This window comes from Pseudomonas wadenswilerensis, assembly GCF_900497695.1.
Classification (GTDB): Bacteria; Pseudomonadota; Gammaproteobacteria; order Pseudomonadales; family Pseudomonadaceae; genus Aquipseudomonas; species Aquipseudomonas wadenswilerensis.
Map to the genome: position 1 here is coordinate 175,286 of NZ_UIDD01000001.1, position 16,683 is coordinate 191,968.

Sequence of the window (16,683 nt, forward strand, 5' to 3'; positions counted from 1 at the left end):
GCTGGGCGGGTCGCCGGTCATGTAGTATAACTACAAGAAAGCTACAACCCGGTCAGTCGATCATAACCGAGTCCTGCCCTTGAATCTGTTGCAACACATCGCCCAGTCGCGCCATCTGCTACGCAAATCGGAACTCAAGGTTGCCGATCACGTGCTGCTTGATCCTGCGGCCGTCATGCATAGCTCCATGGCCGACCTTGCCCACAGCGTCGGCATCAGCGAGCCGACCATCGTGCGTTTTTGCCGTGCGATCGGTTGTTCCGGGTTCCAGGACCTCAAGCTCAAGCTGGCCCAGAGCCTGGCGGCGGGCGCAAGTTTCGGCCAGTTCGCCATTCATGAGGACGACTCGGTTGCCGACTACAGCCTGAAGATCTTCGACACCACCCTGCATACCCTGATGGAAGTGCGCGAGCACCTCGATCCACAGGCCTTGCAGCGTGCGGTGACCGCCATGGCCCAGGCCCAGCGCGTCGAGTTCTACGGTTTTGGTGCCTCTGGCGCGGTAGCGGCCGATGCCCAGCACAAGTTCTTCCGCCTGCTGCTGACGGCGGCGGCGTATTCCGACCCGCATATGCAGGCAATGTCGGCGGTTACTCTCAAGCCTGGCGATGTGGCCATCTGCATTTCCCAGTCGGGGCGCTCCAAGGACCTGCTGATCACCGCCAACCTGGTGCGTGAAAGCGGCGCCACGCTGATTACCCTGTGCCCGAGCCAGACGCCATTGGCGGAGCTGTCGACCGTCAACCTGGCCATCGACGTGCACGAAGACACCGAGATCTACACCCCGCTGACCTCGCGTATTGCCCACCTGGTGGTGATCGACGTGCTGGCCATGGGCGTGGCCATGGCCCGCGGGCCGAGCCTGGTCAACCACCTCAAGAGCGTCAAGCGCAGCTTGCGCAGCCTGCGTTTGTCGCCCAAGTCGATCAAGGCGATGGACGACTGATACATCCTCTAGGAGCGGGCTGCCCCGCGAATCGCGGGGCAAGCCCGCTGCTAGAGGTTCATTGATTTGTCATTGGCCCGCCGCCAAACCGTAATGCCACGACGTCAAGCTGAAGCTCCCGCACTCGAAAAGGGAGATATGCAATGGCTCGTGAATTCGATGGCTCGTACCAACCCAACGCCAAATCCCGCAAACAGCAGGAAAAAGACCAGCGCCGCATGGAGTTCCGCCGCGCGATCGAAAGCTACTCCGAGCAGCGCCGCCTGCTGCAGGAGATCACCGATTACGCCGACTTGCAGACCCTCAGCGTGTGGCAGGTATCGGCGGCAGAATCCCCGAGAAACGCTCAACAAGCCCGCTGATCTGTGCACGTTCGCTACGAATGAACGCTAAAAAGGCCAGGGCCACCGGCGACTGCCGCTTGGCCTTGGACTGCACCACGCACCAACTGCGGTACAGTGGCAGCTCTTCGACCGGCAGTTCGCGCAGCACGCCGGTCGCCAGTTCCAGGTTCAGGGCGTGACGGGTCAGCAGGGCGATACCCAGGCCTGCGATCACGCATTCGCGCTGGGCATCGGCCGAGGCCACCTCCAACGTCTGGGTGAAGTGCACGCGCTTTTCCTTGAAGTACTCTTCGCAAGCCTTGCGCGTGCCCGAGCCCTGTTCGCGCACTAATAGCGTGTGCGGCTCAAGGTCCTGCAGGCGCAGGCTGTCGAGCTTGCACAGCGGGTGATCGGGCGGTGCCACGGCAACGATCGGATTATTCAGGAACGGCAGGAACTCCAGGCCCATGTCCTGGGGCACCATGGACATGATGATCAGGTCATCACGGTTGTCCGAGAGGCGACGGATGGCCTGGGCCCGGTTGACTACCGTGAGGGTAAGATTGACCTCCGGGTGCAGGCGTTTGAAGGCGGCGAACAGGTGCGGAACGAAGTACTTGGCGCTGGATTCGACCGCCAGCTTCAGTTGCCCCTGCAGCGAGCCCTGCATGTCCGAGAGCTGCATGTCGAGGCTCTCCAGGCGCCCGAAGATGTCGCGGCTAGCGCGCTGCAGCGCTTCGGCGGCGTCGGTCAGGTAGAGCTTTTTGCCGACGTACTCGAACAGCGGCTGGCCAACCAGTTCTTCGAGTTGACGGATTTGTAGACTAACGGCGGGTTGCGTCAGGTTCATCTCCTCGGCCGCCCGGCTGTAGGAACGCAAATCACAGACCTCATTGAAGATCTGAAGTTGACGCAATGTCATACGCATCAATGACTTACGCATTTCTCAAGCCCCGGCAAAACCTTGTAACAGCACTATAAGCTTTTGCTTATGCACACCCTAATAAATATTGATTTTTGTTTATCCAGAGACAGCGCTAGGGTAAAGATGCGACTTGCCAGCGACGATTGGTCACGCGCCGACCGGCGTTGCCGGCTCGTTTGTTCTAGCGGCCTTGGGAATACTCCAGTGATAAAAAAGATCCTGATCGCCAACCGCGGTGAAATTGCTGTTCGAATCGTGCGTGCCTGCGCCGAGATGGGCATCCGTTCCGTGGCGATCTACTCAGACGCCGACCGCCATGCCTTGCACGTCAAACGTGCCGATGAGGCCCACAGCATTGGTGCCGAGCCCCTGGCCGGCTACCTGAACCCGCGCAAGCTGGTGAACCTGGCCGTGGAAACCGGTTGTGATGCGCTGCATCCCGGTTATGGTTTTCTGTCTGAGAACGCTGAACTTGCGGACATCTGCGCCGAACGTGGAATCAAATTCATTGGCCCTTCGGCGGAAGTCATTCGCCGCATGGGTGACAAGACCGAAGCCCGCCGCAGCATGATCAAGGCCGGCGTGCCGGTCACCCCGGGCACCGAGGGCAACGTCGCCGACATCCATGAAGCGCTGCTCGAAGGCGACCGCATCGGTTATCCGGTGATGCTCAAGGCCACTTCCGGCGGTGGCGGCCGTGGTATTCGTCGCTGCAACAGTCGTGAAGAGCTGGAACAGGCTTTCCCGCGGGTGATCTCCGAAGCGACCAAGGCCTTTGGTTCTGCGGAGGTGTTCCTGGAAAAATGCATCGTCAACCCGAAACACATCGAGGCGCAAATTCTCGGCGACAGCTTCGGCAACGTCGTGCACCTGTTCGAGCGCGACTGCTCGATCCAGCGGCGCAACCAGAAACTCATCGAAATCGCCCCGAGCCCGCAACTGACCCCCGAACAGCGCGCCTACATCGGCGACCTGTCGGTACGCGCGGCCAAGGCCGTGGGTTACGAGAACGCCGGCACCGTGGAGTTCCTGCTCGCCGATGGCGAGGTGTACTTCATGGAGATGAACACCCGGGTGCAGGTGGAACACACCATCACCGAAGAAATCACCGGCATCGATATCGTTCGCGAGCAGATCCGCATTGCCTCCGGCCTGCCGCTCTCGGTCAAGCAGGAAGACATCCAGCACCGCGGCTTCGCCCTGCAGTTCCGGATCAATGCCGAAGACCCGAAGAACAACTTCCTGCCCAGCTTCGGCAAGATCACCCGCTACTACGCGCCCGGCGGCCCCGGTGTGCGCACCGACACGGCGATCTATACCGGCTACACCATTCCACCGTTCTACGATTCGATGTGCCTGAAACTGGTGGTCTGGGCGCTGACCTGGGAAGAAGCCATGGACCGTGGCCTGCGTGCCCTGGACGACATGCGCGTACAAGGGGTGAAGACCACCGCCGCCTACTACCAGGAAATCCTGCGCAATCCGGAATTCCGCAGCGGTCAGTTCAATACCAGCTTCGTTGAAAGCCACCCGGAACTGACCAACTACTCGATCAAGCGCAAACCCGAAGAGCTGGCCCTGGCCATCGCTGCCGCCATCGCCGCCCACGCAGGCCTGTGAGGAACCCATAATGTCCAAGAAGATCTTTGTAACCGACACAATCCTGCGCGACGCCCACCAGTCCCTGCTGGCCACCCGCATGCGTACCGAAGACATGCTGCCGATCTGCGACAAGCTCGACAAGGTCGGCTACTGGTCGCTGGAAGTCTGGGGTGGCGCAACCTTCGACGCCTGCGTGCGCTTCCTCAAGGAAGACCCGTGGGAGCGCCTGCGCAAGCTGCGCGCGGCACTGCCCAACACCCGCCTGCAGATGCTCCTGCGCGGGCAGAACCTGCTCGGCTACCGCCACTACAGCGATGACGTGGTCAAAGCCTTCGTCGCCAAGGCGGCGGTCAACGGCATTGACGTGTTCCGCATCTTCGACGCCATGAATGACGTGCGCAACCTGCGCGTGGCCATCGAAGCGGTGAAGGCCGCTGGCAAGCATGCCCAAGGCACCATCGCCTACACCACCAGCCCCGTGCACACCATCGAAGCTTTCGTCGCCCAGGCCAAGCAGATGGAAGCGATGGGTTGCGACTCGGTGGCGATCAAGGACATGGCCGGCCTGTTGACCCCGTACGCCACCGGCGAGCTGGTCAAGGCGCTGAAGGCCGAGCAGTCGCTGCCGGTGTTCGTCCACTCCCACGACACCGCCGGCCTGGCTGCCATGTGCCAGCTCAAAGCTATCGAGAACGGCGCCGATCATATCGACACCGCCATCTCCAGCTTTGCCTGGGGCACCAGCCACCCGGGCACCGAGTCGATGGTCGCGGCCCTCAAGGGCAGCGAATTCGACACTGGCCTGAGCCTGGAACTGCTGCAGGAAATCGGCCTGTACTTCTATGCCGTGCGCAAGAAGTACCACCAGTTCGAAAGCGAGTTCACCGCTGTCGATACCCGCGTGCAAGTCAACCAGGTTCCGGGCGGGATGATTTCCAACCTGGCCAACCAGCTCAAGGAGCAGGGCGCGCTCAACCGCATGAACGAAGTGCTGGCGGAAATCCCGCGGGTCCGCGAAGACCTCGGCTTCCCGCCACTGGTGACCCCGACTTCGCAGATCGTCGGCACCCAGGCGTTCTTCAACGTGCTCGCCGGCGAGCGCTACAAGACCATCACCAACGAGGTGAAGCTGTACCTGCAAGGCGGCTACGGCAAGGCCCCGGGTGTGGTCGACGAAAACCTGCGGCGCCAGGCCATCGGCAGCGAAGAAGTCATCGACGTCCGTCCGGCCGACCTGCTCAAGCCAGAAATGACCAAGCTGCGCAACGACATTGGCGCCCTGGCCAAGTCGGAAGAAGACGTACTGACCTACGCCATGTTCCCGGACATCGGGCGCAAATTCCTCGAGGAGCGTGAGGCCGGCACCCTGACCCCTGAAGTGCTGCTGCCGATTCCGGAAGCAGGCGCTGTGGCTTCGGCTGGTGGCGAAGGCGTACCGACCGAGTTTGTCATCGACGTGCACGGCGAAACCTACCGGGTGGACATCACCGGTGTTGGCGTCAAGGCCGAAGGCAAGCGCCACTTCTACCTGTCCATCGACGGCATGCCGGAAGAAGTGGTGTTCGAGCCGCTCAACGAGTTCGTCGGCGGCGGCAGCAGCAAACGCAAGCAGGCCAGCGCGCCGGGCCATGTCAGCACCACCATGCCGGGCAACATCGTCGATGTGCTGGTCAAGGAAGGCGACATGGTCAAGGCCGGCCAGCCAGTGCTGATCACCGAGGCAATGAAGATGGAGACCGAAGTGCAGGCCGCGATTGCCGGCAAGGTCACCGCCATTCATGTGGCCAAGGGCGACCGGGTCAACCCGGGCGAGATCCTGATCGAGATCGAGGGCTGATTTTCACGCCCTCATCTACAAGCGGTTAACCTCTGGGGGGCGTATGCTCCCCTTTTTTTGCCCGCTCCTAGCGGCACGCTTGCAGTGTTCGCACCTGCCCCTCGGGCCGCTGGTTATCCTCCGCCAACCAGCGCTCGAACCCCGCCGCAATCGCAGGCCATTCATCATCGGTAATCGAGAACCAGGCCGTGTCGCGGTTACGGTCCTTGATCACCATGTGCTTGCGAAACACCCCTTCGAAGGTGAAGCCAAAGCGTAGCGCGGCACGCTTGGAGCGGGCGTTGTCGTTGTTGCACTTCCATTCCAGGCGGCGGTTGCCCAGCGCGAACGCCAGCTTGCCGAGCAGGTAGACGGCCTCGCTGCCCTTGGGCGTGCGTTGCATGGCGGCGCCGAAGGCGATATGACCAATCTCGATGCGGCCCTGGTCAGGAACGATCGACATCAGGCTGAGGATGCCCTGGGTCTGGCCGTTGGCAAGGTCGATGACGCTATAGAACAGCGGATCGCTGCTGGCGGCGTTGGTGTCGAGCCAGTGATCGAAATCCTCGCGTTCGCTGAACGGACCGTAGGCCAGGTAATCCCACAGTTTGTTATCGGCCCGGGGGCCCTGGAACACTTCCCAGAGGTCTTCGGTGTCGCGTTTGGGGTCGAGTTTCTCCAGGCGCACGAAGCGCCCGGTCAGTGTTGCAGGTTGTGGGCGCTTGGCCGGATGCCAGTTCAATGGGCTGCTCATGGTGGCTCCTCTGGCTTACAGCGGTTTGCGGAACTGGATGAAGCCGGGCCGCTCGGCAACCTGTTCGTACAGGCTGATGGCCGTGGCATTGGTTTCGTGGGTCAGCCAGTGCACCTTGGCGCAACCTGCCGCCTTTGCCGTAGCGTAGACGTGTTCGATCAGTTGGCGGCCGACACCCAGGCCCCGTTGTTCGCTGTGCACGTACAGGTCTTGCAGGTAGCAGGAATTCTCGATGCTCCAGTTGGAGCGGTGATAGATCCAGTGAACCATGCCCAGCGCCTTGCCGTCGACCCAGGCCAACGCGGCGTTGGTGGGTTCGTTTGGGTCGAGCATACGCTCCCAGGCCACGGCGCTGACCTCGTCGGCGATCCGGGTTTCGTAGAAGCGTTGATAAGCCTGCCACAGCGGCAGCCAGGCAGTGTGATCATCGGCAGTGACGGGACGGATGGTTACGCCAGGCATAGGTATGTTCCTTCAAGGTTGGCCCATCAGGGCGGCCAGTTGGTTGTCCAGGGGGTCGGTGCTGTTGGCCAGGCCGTTGCGCACGCCTTCGATATCGATGGCCGAACGGTTCTGGCTGAGTTTGCGTGTGCCTTGCAGGCGTTCGATGGGCAGGGCGAAGCCGACGATCGCCTTGAGCATGCCGGCCATGTAGTCGGCCGGCGCCTCATCCACTGACCAGGGTTTGGACTGGCGCTGTTCATGGTGATCGCTCAGGCGCTGGACGATAGCCAGCAGGTGCTCGGCGTCGTGATACACCTCGGCCTTGCCCCAGGCGTGCACCGTCACGTAGTTCCAGGTCGGCACCGTACGCGGGTCGTCGACTTTGCTGGGATAGTAGCCGGCGCTGACGTAAGCATCAGGCCCGGCAAACACCACCAGCGCCTCGGCGCCGTTGGCCAGCTCCTGCCATTGCTTGTTGGCGCGGGCGAAGTGGCCGTACAGGGTGCCGTTGCTGCCCTGGCTGCGATCCAGCAGCAAGGGCAGGTGGCTGGCCTGCAAACCTTGGGCGCCGTGGGTGACCAGCACGGCGAGGCGCGTTTGTTCGATCTGCTGATGCAGGCGGTCGAGATCGGTTTCCTTGTGGCTCGAAGGTGTGAACATATGGATTGTCCTTGGCGAATGGCTCAATCCTAGGCAGGCTATTGGCCTATGGTAAGAGCCATTTCCAGCTAATTTCATAGGTCCATTGTCATGAGCGAGCGTCCCTTCACCTTGCCGTTCGACCCAACGGGCATCGTTCTTGATCGCCGCCAGGGACTCAGCCGCCAGCTTTATCAGGCCCTGCGCATGCGGGTGCTGGACGGCCGCCTGAGCAGTGGTACGCGCCTGCCGGCCAGCCGCGACATGGCGGCGGCGCTGGCGCTGTCACGCAACAGTGTGGTGCGTGCCTATGACCAGTTGTACGCCGAAGGCTTTATCGAAAGCCGGGTCGGCGATGGCACCTATGTCAGTCAGCTGCCAAAATTATCCACAAAAGTATCCACAGGGTTATCCCTGGGTTTTTCCACAGGGTTATCCACAAAAACCGCTGAAAGCACTGAGGTTTTATCCAGTAAACTTATCCACAGTGGTCCTTTTATCCGTCTGGAAAACAACCATTTGCCGGAACCTAAAAGCGGTCCGCCGCGGGCTTTTCGCGTCGGGTTGCCGGCGTTCGACCTGTTCCCGTTCGACGTCTGGGCCAAGCTGCAGGCGGGTTTCTGGCGAAATCCCGGAGCTGCTGCGCTTGGGTATGGTGATCCTGCAGGCGAGCCGCAACTTCGAGAGCTGATCGCCACCTATTTGCGCCGATCTCGTGGGCTTTCCTGCACGGGTGAACAAATTGTGATCACCAGTGGCGCGCAGCAGGCAATCAGCCTTTGTGCACAGCTGCTACTGGAGCCTGGTGAGGTAGTTGCTGTGGAAAACCCCGGTTACCGTGCCGCCGGCAATGCCTTCGCGCTGACCGGGGCAAAGGTGCAGGGTGTAGGGGTGGATCACGAAGGTCTGGACTGCACAGCGCTCAATGCCGTGGAACATTGCCGCCTCAGTTACGTGACGCCGTCCCACCAGTACCCGACCGGGGTCACCATGAGCCTGGCCCGACGCCTGGAACTGCTGGCCTGGGCCGAGCGCAGGGACGGCTGGATCATCGAGGACGACTACGACGGCGAGTACCGCTACAGCGGTGACCCACTGGCGCCGCTCGCGGCATTGGATCGTGCCGGGCGGGTGTTGTACGTCGGGACCTTCGGCAAGATTGCCTTCCCGGCGCTGCGCCTGGGCTACCTGGTATTGCCCAGGCAACTGGTGCAGGCGTTTTCCCGCTGCCGGGCGCTGGCGGTGCGGCATTCGGAGGTGGGCACCCAGGCGGTAATGGCGCAGTTCATGGCCCAGGGGCATTTTCAGCGGCATATCCGGCGCATGCGCCGAGCTGCGTTGAACCGGCGCAACGCATTGAAGGCCGGCTGGGCGGTTGATGTTCCCGGTCTTGGGCCGATGCCCGAAGTTTCAGCGGGGCTGCATGTGAAAGTCGATGTCGAGAGTTTCGCCCGCGAGCAGGAACTCATTGCCCGTGCAGAAACGGTGGGCGTCGAGCTCAACGCCCTGAGCGATTACTGGCTGCCGGACTCGCTCACCCCTGTGGATAAGCGTGCTGGCCTGGTATTGGGCTTCGCCGCAGTGGACGAAGCCGCTATTGCCGACGCCCTGGCCCGCTTGCACCGGGCCTGGCGTGAGTGACGATCAGGTCCCGGCCTTGATCTTGGTCCAGGCGCGGGTGCGCGCCCGCTCCGCATCCCGCGGCAGCGGTTGCAGGGTGTAGAGCTTGGCCATGGCCTCTTCTGTCGGGTAAAGGTTGGGGTTGTTGCGGATGGCCGGGGCAACCAACTCGGTGGCGTCCTTGTTCGGGTTCGGGTAACCGACAAAGTCGCTGATGGGCGCGATCACCTTCGGTTGCAGCAGGTAGTTGATGAAGGTGTAGGCATCTTGCGCATTTGCCGCTCCTTTGGGGATCGCCAGCATGTCGAACCAGATCGGCGCGCCTTCCTTGGGCAGGCGCATATCGACCACCACGCCGTTCTTCGCTTCAGTGGCGCGGTTGGCCGCCTGGGAGAAGCTGCCGGAGTAGCCCACGGCCACGCAGATGTCGCCATTGGCTATGTCGGCCATGTACTTCGAGGAGTGAAAGTAGGTGACGTGCGGGCGGATTTTCAGCAGCAGTTCTTCAGCCTTTTTGTAGTCCGCCGGCTTCGTGCTATTCGGTGGCAGGCCCAGGTACTGCAAGGCCAGCGGCAGGATCTCCGACGGCGAGTCGAGCAAGGCCACGCCGCACTGCTTGAGCTTGGCGATGTTCTCTTCTTTGAAGATCAGGTCCCAGCTGTCGACCGGAGCATTGTCGCCCAGCGCCGCCTTGACCTTGGCCGGGTTGAAGCCGATCAGCACGGTGCCGTACATATACGGCACGGCGAACTTGTTGCCGGGGTCGTTGGCCTCGATCAGCTTCATCAGTTTCGGGTCCAGGTGCTGCCAGTTCGGCAGCTTGCTGCGGTCCAGCGGCTGGAACACCCCGGCTTCGATCTGCTTGGCCAGGAACACGTTGGACGGCACCACCACGTCGTAGCCGGAGTTGCCGGTCAGCAGCTTGGCTTCCAGGGCTTCGTTGGTGTCGAAGATGTCGTAGATGAGTTTGACCTGGCTATCTTTCTGGAAGTCCACCAGGGTTTGCGGGGTGATGTAGTCGAACCAGTTGTAGACCCGCAGGGTGCGTTGTTCGGCAGCTTCCAGGCTACCGGCGAGCAGGGTGCTGCAGAGCAGGGGGGCGAGCAGGCGCTTGAGTCGGGTCATGCTTGAGCTTCCTGTTGGGCGCGTTCGAAACCTTCGAGTACGTTCACCGCGTTGATACCGATTTCCTCGACGGCATAACCACCTTCCATGACGAACAGCGTCGGCTTGCCGAGGCGGGCGATGCGTTCGCCCATCTTCAGGTAGTCGGGGCTGTCGAGCTTGAACTGGGAAATCGGGTCGTCCTTGAAGGTGTCGACGCCCAGGGAAATCACCAGCACGTCCGGGCCATAGGCGGCGATGCGTTCACAGGCCACATCCAGGGCCTTGCTCCAGGTCGGCCAGTCGCTACCGGCAGGCAGCGGATAGTTGACGTTGCAGCCCAGGCCTTCACCTTCGCCTTGCTCGTCGGCATAGCCGAGGAAAAATGGAAACTCGGCCTGCGGATCACCGTGAATCGAAGCGAAGAACACGTCACGGCGCTGGTAGAAGATTTCCTGGGTACCGTTGCCGTGATGGTAGTCGACATCGAGGATTGCCACCTTGCGCCGGCCCTGGTCGAGGAACGCCTGGGCGGCAATGGCGGCGTTGTTCAGGTAGCAGTAGCCACCCATGACGTCACTGGCGGCGTGATGTCCCGGTGGTCGGCAGAGGGCGAAGGCGCTGTGGGCGCCGGCCTGGATCGCAGCCTGGGCGGTCAGGGCCACTTGCGCGGCGCTGTAGGCCGCTTGCCAGGTGCCAGCGGTAATCGGCGCGCCGGCATCGAAGCTGTAGTAACCGAGTTCGCCATGCAGGCCGGTGGGTTTGACGCTGCGCAGGGTGCGCGCCGGCCAGGTGAAGGGCAGCAGGTCGCCTTCGTGGCCCAGTTGGGTCCAGCGCTGCCAGGCACCTTCGAAGAAGTTCAGGTAATCGGCACTGTGCACGCGCAGCAAGGGCGCGCGGCCAAAATCGGCAGGGCCCTTGATTGCGCCCAGCTCGCGGGTTTTTACCCGCTCCAGAACATGGTCGGCGCGCGAGGGCATCTCGAAGCAGGGCATCAGTTGCCCGTCGATCAGCTCGCAGCGGCCGTGGTGCAGGCGGTGGTCATCGGAATAGATCGTCAGCATTTTGTTGTTCTCCGGGTCACTGGCGTCGCTCCATTGTTGGTGGCGCGGGTCCGGGGCAGAACGACGGAAACGGCCAAAAGGGGATCAATATGGCCAACCTGGTTGTCCGGATTTCGCCCCCTGGCGGTGCAACCGTTGTATTCAGGCGCGGAAGTGACTCGGTGCAACCCCGCTCCAGCGCATGAAGGCGTGGCGAAAGCTGGCGGTTTCGCTGAAGCCCAGCAGTTCGGCGATGCGGTAGATGGGCAGCTGATCTTCGGCCAACAGCTGCTTGGCTCGCTCGAAACGCAGTTCATCGAGCAGCTGTTGATAACTGCTGCCCAGCTCCTGCAGGTGCCGGCGCAAGGTGCGTGACGAGCAGTTCATCTGTCGCGCCAGGCCTTCCAGGCCGGGAGCTGCATCGAGTTGGTCGAGCAGCAGCTGGCGGATCCGCCCGAGCCAGGCCTGGCGGCCGGTGAATTCCAGGTTAAGCCGCCGGCAGCGCTCGCTCATGGCCCGGTGGGTGATCAGGTCGGCCAGCGGCAGAGGTTGGTCCAGCCATGTGCGGGCGAAGGCGAAGGCATTGTCCGCGGCGTCGAAGCGCAACGGGCAGGCGAAGCTGTCGCCATACAGCGCATGGTAATCCGGGGTCGGGTGGGCGAAGCGTGCAGCCAGCAGTGGCAGCGGCTGGCCAAGCAGGTCGTCGCAGATGACTTTCAGCGAGGTCAGGCAGAACTCGGCATTGAAGGCTGCCAGCTGTGGTTCTTCGCGATAATCGCTGGCGCTGAACCAGACCCGCTCGCCATCGTCGATCAGGCGCAGCTGGAAAAGTGTTCCCAGTAGCGCCGGGTATTGCATCGCCAGACGCAAAGCGTCACCTAAGGTGGCACTGGAGAGCAGGGCGTAACCGAGCATGCCGTAGCAGGAAACATGCATGCGCCGGCCTAACTCCAGCCCCACTTCGCGGCGCCGGGCCACGGCATTGGCACACACCAGCAGCTCCTGGCGGGTGGTGATGCGCGAGTCGGCGCGGCCCAGGTCTGCTGGGCTGATGCCGCTGCCGGCAAGCAAGGCTTCATCGCCAGGGCCCTGGCCTTGAAAGGCTTGTAGAACCAAGGACACGGCGTTCAGGGTGGTGAGGTGTGAATGGAGCATGCTCGGCTTCTTTCGACAGGTTGGCCGAACAAGTCGAGCAATTTGTATGCCTTCAGCCGCTTATAGCAATTCACCGCAAAGATCCTGTTCGACCAGGCGGCGTACCTCGGTAACCGGCAAGCCACAGCCCAGCAGCAACTGCAACTTGCCGAACAACGCCTCACGGGTCATGCCGGCCCCCGACAGCACGCCGACCTGACGCAAGCGGCTGCCGGCCTCGTAGACATCCAGTTCGACCCCGCCTTCATGGCACTGGGTGATGGCGACTACGACGATGCCACGTGCCCGAGCCTCAGCCAGGGCCGCGAGAAAGTCGGGGTTGTCGGATGGGCCGGTGCCACTGCCGAAGCACTCCAGGATCAGGCCCTGTGCACCGCTGGCGAGCGCGGCCTGCAACAGCGGCGCGCCAAACCCCGGCACCAGGGGCAGCACCGCGACATTGGCGAGCTGTTTTGGCTGGCGATAGTCGAGCGCTGCCGGCAAGGGCTGCGGCGTGGCAGAACCTGCAAAGCGCTTCAGGGTGACGAATGGATGACGGCCAAAACTGCGTACCTTGGCCGTACGGTGCGGGGCCAGCAGTTCACCGTGAAAGTACAGTTGCACACCCGGCGGGACGCCGGCAGCCAGGGCTTGTAGTGCCCCGGTGAGGTTTTCCCAGGCATCGCTGTCGGCCACGCCGGCTGGCAGCATGGAGCCGGTGAACAGCACCGCGGCCTGCAGGCCAAGCAACTGGAAGCTCAACGCCGCGGCGCTGTAAGCCAGGGTGTCGGTGCCATGCAGCACCAGCACGGCATCGCAACCTTGCCCGTCGACCGCCTCGATAATCGCTGCGCGTAGGCGCTGCCAGTACTGCGGGGTCATGTTGGCGCTGTCGATCAGTGGCAGCAGTTCTCGGAACTGCCAGGCGGGCAGGTCGGCCTGCCCGGCCAGATGCTCGCGCATCCTTTGCTCGAAGTCCGAGGCCGGGGCCAGGCCATTGGCGCTGTTTTGCATGCCGATGGTGCCGCCGGTGTACAGCACCATGATGTTGCGGGCCGGTTGCGCAGTTGCCATCGCCTGTCTCCGTGGTCAGCTTGAGGAAGACCGACCACAGTACGCCATCACCGCGCAGGCTGTCAGCGCTTGGAGTCTTCGACCTTGGCTGGCCAGGCTTTGGTGTCGAGGTCGAGGTCGGCGAACTTGGCCGAATCGAACACCGGCGTTTTCACCCCGGCAGCGCGCTGGTCGTCGTAGTCGCGCAGCACGCGCATGGCCACCTTGAACAACAGGGCCAGGGCGATCAGGTTGACGAAGGCCAGGCAGGTCATGGTGATGTCGGCGAACGCGAACACCGTGCCCAGGTTCTGCACCGCGCCCCAGAAGATCAGCAGCAACACCAGTGCGCGGTAGCCGATCAGGGCCTTGCGGTTGTCACCGACCAGAAAGCGCAGGTTGCTCTCGCCCAGGTAGTAGTTGTAGAGGATCGAGGTGAACACGAACAGCGCCAGGGCGACACTGATGAAGATCCGCCCCCAGTCACCGACTACGGCAGCCAGCGAGTTCTGGGTCAGGGCGATGCCGTCGCCTTCGAAGCCCGGGGTATAGAAGCCCGAGAGCAGGATCAGCAAGGCGGTGCAGGTGCAGATGATGAAGGTGTCGAGGAACACCGAGAACGCCTGGACTACGCCCTGGGCAATCGGGTGGTCGACCTGGGCCACGGCGGCGACGTTGGGTGCGCTGCCAAGGCCGGCTTCGTTGGCGAACACGCCGCGTTTGACGCCCATGATGATGGCGCTGCCGACCAGGCCACCAAAGGCCTGATCCAGGCCGAAGGCGCTCTTGACGATGGTCATCAGCATGTCCGGTACCTGGTCGAACTGCAGCACGATCACGTACAGGGTCACGGCGATGTAGGCCAGGGTCTTGACCGGTACCAGCAGGTCGGCGACGGCGGCGATGCGCTTGATGCCGCCGATGAACACCAGGCCCAGCAGCACGGCCAGGGCAATGCCGGTATAGGTGGTGTCGAACTGGAAGGCGTTGTTCAGCGAGTGGGTCACGGCGTGGGCTTGCAGGCCGTTGAAGGCGAAGCCGAAGGTGATCAGCAGCAGGAACGCCATGACCATGCCCAGCCAGCGTTTGCCCAGGCCATGTTCGATGTAATACGACGGGCCGCCGCGGTACTGGCCTTCGCTGTCGCAACGCTTGTACAGCTGGCCGAGGGTACATTCGATGAAGCTGCTGGACATACCCACCAGCGCCGTCACCCACATCCAGAACACCGCGCCGGGGCCACCGAGGGTCACGGCGATGCCGACACCGGCAATATTGCCCGCACCGACGCGGCCGGCGAGGCTGAGCATCAGCGCCTGGAAGGAGCTGAGCTGTTCGCTGCTGCTGCGCAGGCTGTCGCGAAATACCGAAAACATGTGGGTGAAGTAACGCAACTGAACGAAACGCGAGCGGATCGTGAAGTAACTGCCCAGACCGACAATGAGCACGATCAGTACCTTGCCCGAGAGGAAGTCGTTAATGACTTCAAGCATGGAGTGTTCCTCGCTTTTAATGGCTTTTACTGCGTGTAGCGCCGGGGTGCTGGCACGCAAGAGGGCGGGCACTATACCGATGCGAGCGCCGCGCGTCTGCCTTGGCGTGGCGGATATGCCCTGTGCTTGCCATTGTGGGAGCTGGCGTTGCCAGCGATGCGGGCGCCGCGCAGTAGCTGAAACCGTGCGGGTTTTATCGCCGGCAAGGCCGGCTCCCACAGGGATAGAAGGTGCGGCAGGAGGGCATAAAAAAAGGGCCCGGGGAGTGATCCCTGGGCCCTCAAAAGGTGAGAGGTGTCTAGTCCCTCGACCTGGTGAGCGTGTTACAGCATCGGTTACGCCTTGAGCGGCACCAGACGCGGAGCAATCATGTTTTCCGGACGCAGGATGTCGTTGAGCATCTCTTCGTCCAGCAGGCCTTCCTCACGTACCAGTTCCAGCACACCACGGCCGCTTTCCAGGGCGATGGCAGCGATACGGGTCGCGTTTTCGTAGCCGATGTACGGGTTCAGGGCAGTGACCAGGCCGATCGAATGTTCGACCAGTTCGCGGCAGCGCTGTTCGTTGGCGGTGATACCGACGATGCAGTGCTCGCGCAGCATGTCCATGGCGCGTTGCAGCAGGCGGATCGAGTCGAAGATCTTGTAGGCGATCAGCGGCTCCATGACGTTCAGCTGCAACTGGCCACCTTCGGCCGCGACGGTCAGGGCCAGGTCGTTGCCCATGATGGCGAAGGCCACCTGGTTGACCGCTTCCGGGATTACCGGGTTGACCTTGCCTGGCATGATCGAGCTGCCTGGCTGACGCGCCGGCAGGTTGATTTCGTTGATGCCGGTGCGTGGGCCGCTGGACAGCAGACGCAGGTCGTTGCAGATCTTCGACAGCTTGACCGCGGTACGCTTGAGCATGCCCGAGAACAGGACGAAGGCGCCCATGTCCGAGGTGGCTTCGATCAGGTCGGCAGCCGGTACCAGCGGCTGGCCGCTGATGGTGGCCAGGCGCTGTACGGCCAGGAGCTGATAGCCTGGGTCGGCGTTGATGCCGGTACCGATGGCGGTACCACCCAGGTTGATTTCGGTCAGCAGCTCTGGCGCCAGGGAACGCAGACGGTTGAGGTCTTCGGTCATGGTGGTGGCGAAGGCGCGGAATTCCTGGCCCAGGGTCATCGGCACGGCGTCCTGCAGCTGGGTACGGCCCATCTTCAGTACGTGGTCGAATTCCTGACCTTTGGCAGCGAAGGCCTGGATCAGGCTGTCGAGGCTGGCCAGCAGGGCGTCGTGACCCAGCAGCAGACCCAGACGGATCGCGGTCGGGTAGGCGTCGTTGGTCGACTGCGCCATGTTCACGTCGTTGTTCGGGTGCAGGTACTTGTACTCGCCTTTCTGGTGGCCCATGGCCTCCAGCGCGATGTTGGCGATCACTTCGTTGGCGTTCATGTTGGTAGAAGTACCAGCACCGCCTTGAATCATGTCGACCACGAACTGCTCGTGGTAGTCGCCGCGGATCAGGCGGGCGCAAGCCTCGCTGATGGCAGCGTGCTTGGCATCGCTCAGGTGACCCAGCTCACGGTTGGCGTCGGCAGCAGCCTGCTTGACCATGGCCAGGGCCACAACCAGTTTAGGGTAGTGCGACAGCGGAACGCCGGAGAGGTGGAAGTTGTTGGCAGCACGCAGAGTCTGGATACCGTAGTAGGCATCAGCAGGGACTTCGAGGGTGCCAAGCAGATCTTTTTCGACACGGAACGATGCAGCAGCGGACATGATAGATATCATCTCGAGTTTGGCCCG

At 62.4% G+C, this 16,683-nt stretch carries 15 protein-coding genes; 5 read left to right on the top strand and 10 right to left on the bottom strand.

Features of this window, described 5'->3' with window-relative positions; genetic code table 11:
- The first annotated feature begins 79 nt into the window (after nt 1-79).
- Both hexR and CCOS864_RS00855 read left to right on the top strand, forming a co-directional pair.
- Nucleotides 80-946 (top strand): transcriptional regulator HexR, encoded by an 867-nt coding sequence (hexR, locus tag CCOS864_RS00850; protein ID WP_010222789.1) that lies wholly within the window; start codon nt 80-82, stop codon nt 944-946.
- A gap of 143 nt (nt 947-1,089) precedes the next feature.
- On the top strand, nt 1,090-1,308 hold the full coding sequence (locus CCOS864_RS00855) for a PA3496 family putative envelope integrity protein (RefSeq protein ID WP_026001293.1): 219 nt from the start codon (nt 1,090-1,092) through the stop codon (nt 1,306-1,308).
- Here the strand turns inward: CCOS864_RS00855 and CCOS864_RS00860 are convergent.
- Nucleotides 1,250-2,197: a LysR family transcriptional regulator gene (locus CCOS864_RS00860; protein WP_162471128.1), complete on the bottom strand. Its 948-nt coding sequence runs from the start codon at nt 2,195-2,197 to the stop codon at nt 1,250-1,252. The genes CCOS864_RS00855 and CCOS864_RS00860 overlap by 59 nt on opposite strands.
- 201 nt (nt 2,198-2,398) lie before the next feature.
- Between CCOS864_RS00860 and CCOS864_RS00865 the strand changes: the two genes are divergently transcribed.
- Together CCOS864_RS00865 and oadA are read left to right on the top strand one after the other, a co-directional pair.
- Entirely contained in the window at nt 2,399-3,814 is a 1,416-nt protein-coding gene (locus CCOS864_RS00865) for an acetyl-CoA carboxylase biotin carboxylase subunit (protein WP_010222792.1), read from the top strand.
- 10 nt (nt 3,815-3,824) lie between these two features.
- Entirely contained in the window at nt 3,825-5,633 is a 1,809-nt protein-coding gene (gene oadA / locus CCOS864_RS00870) for a sodium-extruding oxaloacetate decarboxylase subunit alpha (protein WP_115084619.1), read from the top strand.
- A 67-nt stretch (nt 5,634-5,700) separates the two neighbouring features.
- On the opposite strand, the gene CCOS864_RS00875 is transcribed toward oadA, so the two are convergent.
- The 3 genes from CCOS864_RS00875 to CCOS864_RS00885 are packed head-to-tail and all read right to left on the bottom strand — an operon-like array spanning nt 5,701 to nt 7,470.
- Nucleotides 5,701-6,366 (bottom strand): GNAT family N-acetyltransferase, encoded by a 666-nt coding sequence (locus CCOS864_RS00875; protein WP_115084620.1) that lies wholly within the window; start codon nt 6,364-6,366, stop codon nt 5,701-5,703.
- Nucleotides 6,367-6,381: 15 nt separating this feature from the next.
- A complete protein-coding gene (locus CCOS864_RS00880; protein ID WP_115084621.1) occupies nt 6,382-6,828 on the bottom strand; it encodes a GNAT family N-acetyltransferase in 447 nt (148 codons plus the stop codon).
- A gap of 12 nt (nt 6,829-6,840) precedes the next feature.
- Nucleotides 6,841-7,470, bottom strand: coding sequence for an FMN-binding negative transcriptional regulator (locus CCOS864_RS00885; protein ID WP_115084622.1), 630 nt, complete (start codon nt 7,468-7,470; stop codon nt 6,841-6,843).
- 90 nt (nt 7,471-7,560) lie between these two features.
- On the opposite strand from CCOS864_RS00885, the gene pdxR reads away from it, so the two are divergent.
- A complete protein-coding gene (gene pdxR, locus CCOS864_RS00890) occupies nt 7,561-9,090 on the top strand; it encodes a MocR-like pyridoxine biosynthesis transcription factor PdxR (RefSeq protein ID WP_115084623.1) in 1,530 nt (509 codons plus the stop codon).
- Nucleotides 9,091-9,093: 3 nt separating this feature from the next.
- Here the strand turns inward: pdxR and CCOS864_RS00895 are convergent, their stop codons facing one another.
- The 6 genes from CCOS864_RS00895 to aspA all read right to left on the bottom strand — a co-directional run bounded on the left by CCOS864_RS00895 (nt 9,094) and on the right by aspA (nt 16,656).
- Nucleotides 9,094-10,194, bottom strand: coding sequence for a polyamine ABC transporter substrate-binding protein (locus CCOS864_RS00895; RefSeq protein ID WP_115084624.1), 1,101 nt, complete (start codon nt 10,192-10,194; stop codon nt 9,094-9,096).
- On the bottom strand, nt 10,191-11,237 hold the full coding sequence (locus CCOS864_RS00900) for a histone deacetylase family protein (RefSeq protein ID WP_115084625.1): 1,047 nt from the start codon (nt 11,235-11,237) through the stop codon (nt 10,191-10,193). Before CCOS864_RS00900 ends, CCOS864_RS00895 begins: the two co-directional genes overlap by 4 nt.
- 141 nt (nt 11,238-11,378) lie before the next feature.
- Nucleotides 11,379-12,371, bottom strand: a complete 993-nt coding sequence (locus CCOS864_RS00905; RefSeq protein ID WP_115084626.1) for an AraC family transcriptional regulator — start codon at nt 12,369-12,371, stop codon at nt 11,379-11,381.
- Between the two features lie 60 nt (nt 12,372-12,431).
- On the bottom strand, nt 12,432-13,424 hold the full coding sequence (locus tag CCOS864_RS00910; protein WP_115084627.1) for an asparaginase: 993 nt from the start codon (nt 13,422-13,424) through the stop codon (nt 12,432-12,434).
- A 62-nt stretch (nt 13,425-13,486) separates the two neighbouring features.
- Nucleotides 13,487-14,896, bottom strand: a complete 1,410-nt coding sequence (locus tag CCOS864_RS00915; RefSeq protein ID WP_115084628.1) for an alanine/glycine:cation symporter family protein — start codon at nt 14,894-14,896, stop codon at nt 13,487-13,489.
- A 335-nt stretch (nt 14,897-15,231) separates the two neighbouring features.
- Complete coding sequence (gene aspA, locus CCOS864_RS00920) at nt 15,232-16,656, bottom strand: aspartate ammonia-lyase (RefSeq protein ID WP_045199650.1); 1,425 nt, start codon at nt 16,654-16,656, stop codon at nt 15,232-15,234.
- Nucleotides 16,657-16,683 lie beyond the last annotated feature (27 nt).

What these genes read in the sequence shown, in the direction of transcription:
- CCOS864_RS00895 (WP_115084624.1), bottom strand. Translation starts at nt 10,194, where the DNA reads ATGACCCGACTCAAGCGCCTGCTCGCCCCCCTGCTCTGCAGCACCCTG.
- oadA (WP_115084619.1), top strand. Translation starts at nt 3,825, where the DNA reads ATGTCCAAGAAGATCTTTGTAACCGACACAATCCTGCGCGACGCCCAC.
- CCOS864_RS00885 (WP_115084622.1), bottom strand. Translation starts at nt 7,470, where the DNA reads ATGTTCACACCTTCGAGCCACAAGGAAACCGATCTCGACCGCCTGCAT.
- aspA (WP_045199650.1), bottom strand. Translation starts at nt 16,656, where the DNA reads ATGTCCGCTGCTGCATCGTTCCGTGTCGAAAAAGATCTGCTTGGCACC.
- CCOS864_RS00880 (WP_115084621.1), bottom strand. Translation starts at nt 6,828, where the DNA reads ATGCCTGGCGTAACCATCCGTCCCGTCACTGCCGATGATCACACTGCC.
- CCOS864_RS00910 (WP_115084627.1), bottom strand. Translation starts at nt 13,424, where the DNA reads ATGGCAACTGCGCAACCGGCCCGCAACATCATGGTGCTGTACACCGGC.
- CCOS864_RS00915 (WP_115084628.1), bottom strand. Translation starts at nt 14,896, where the DNA reads ATGCTTGAAGTCATTAACGACTTCCTCTCGGGCAAGGTACTGATCGTG.
- CCOS864_RS00875 (WP_115084620.1), bottom strand. Translation starts at nt 6,366, where the DNA reads ATGAGCAGCCCATTGAACTGGCATCCGGCCAAGCGCCCACAACCTGCA.
- pdxR (WP_115084623.1), top strand. Translation starts at nt 7,561, where the DNA reads ATGAGCGAGCGTCCCTTCACCTTGCCGTTCGACCCAACGGGCATCGTT.
- CCOS864_RS00860 (WP_162471128.1), bottom strand. Translation starts at nt 2,197, where the DNA reads ATGCGTATGACATTGCGTCAACTTCAGATCTTCAATGAGGTCTGTGAT.
- CCOS864_RS00900 (WP_115084625.1), bottom strand. Translation starts at nt 11,237, where the DNA reads ATGCTGACGATCTATTCCGATGACCACCGCCTGCACCACGGCCGCTGC.
- CCOS864_RS00905 (WP_115084626.1), bottom strand. Translation starts at nt 12,371, where the DNA reads ATGCTCCATTCACACCTCACCACCCTGAACGCCGTGTCCTTGGTTCTA.
- CCOS864_RS00855 (WP_026001293.1), top strand. Translation starts at nt 1,090, where the DNA reads ATGGCTCGTGAATTCGATGGCTCGTACCAACCCAACGCCAAATCCCGC.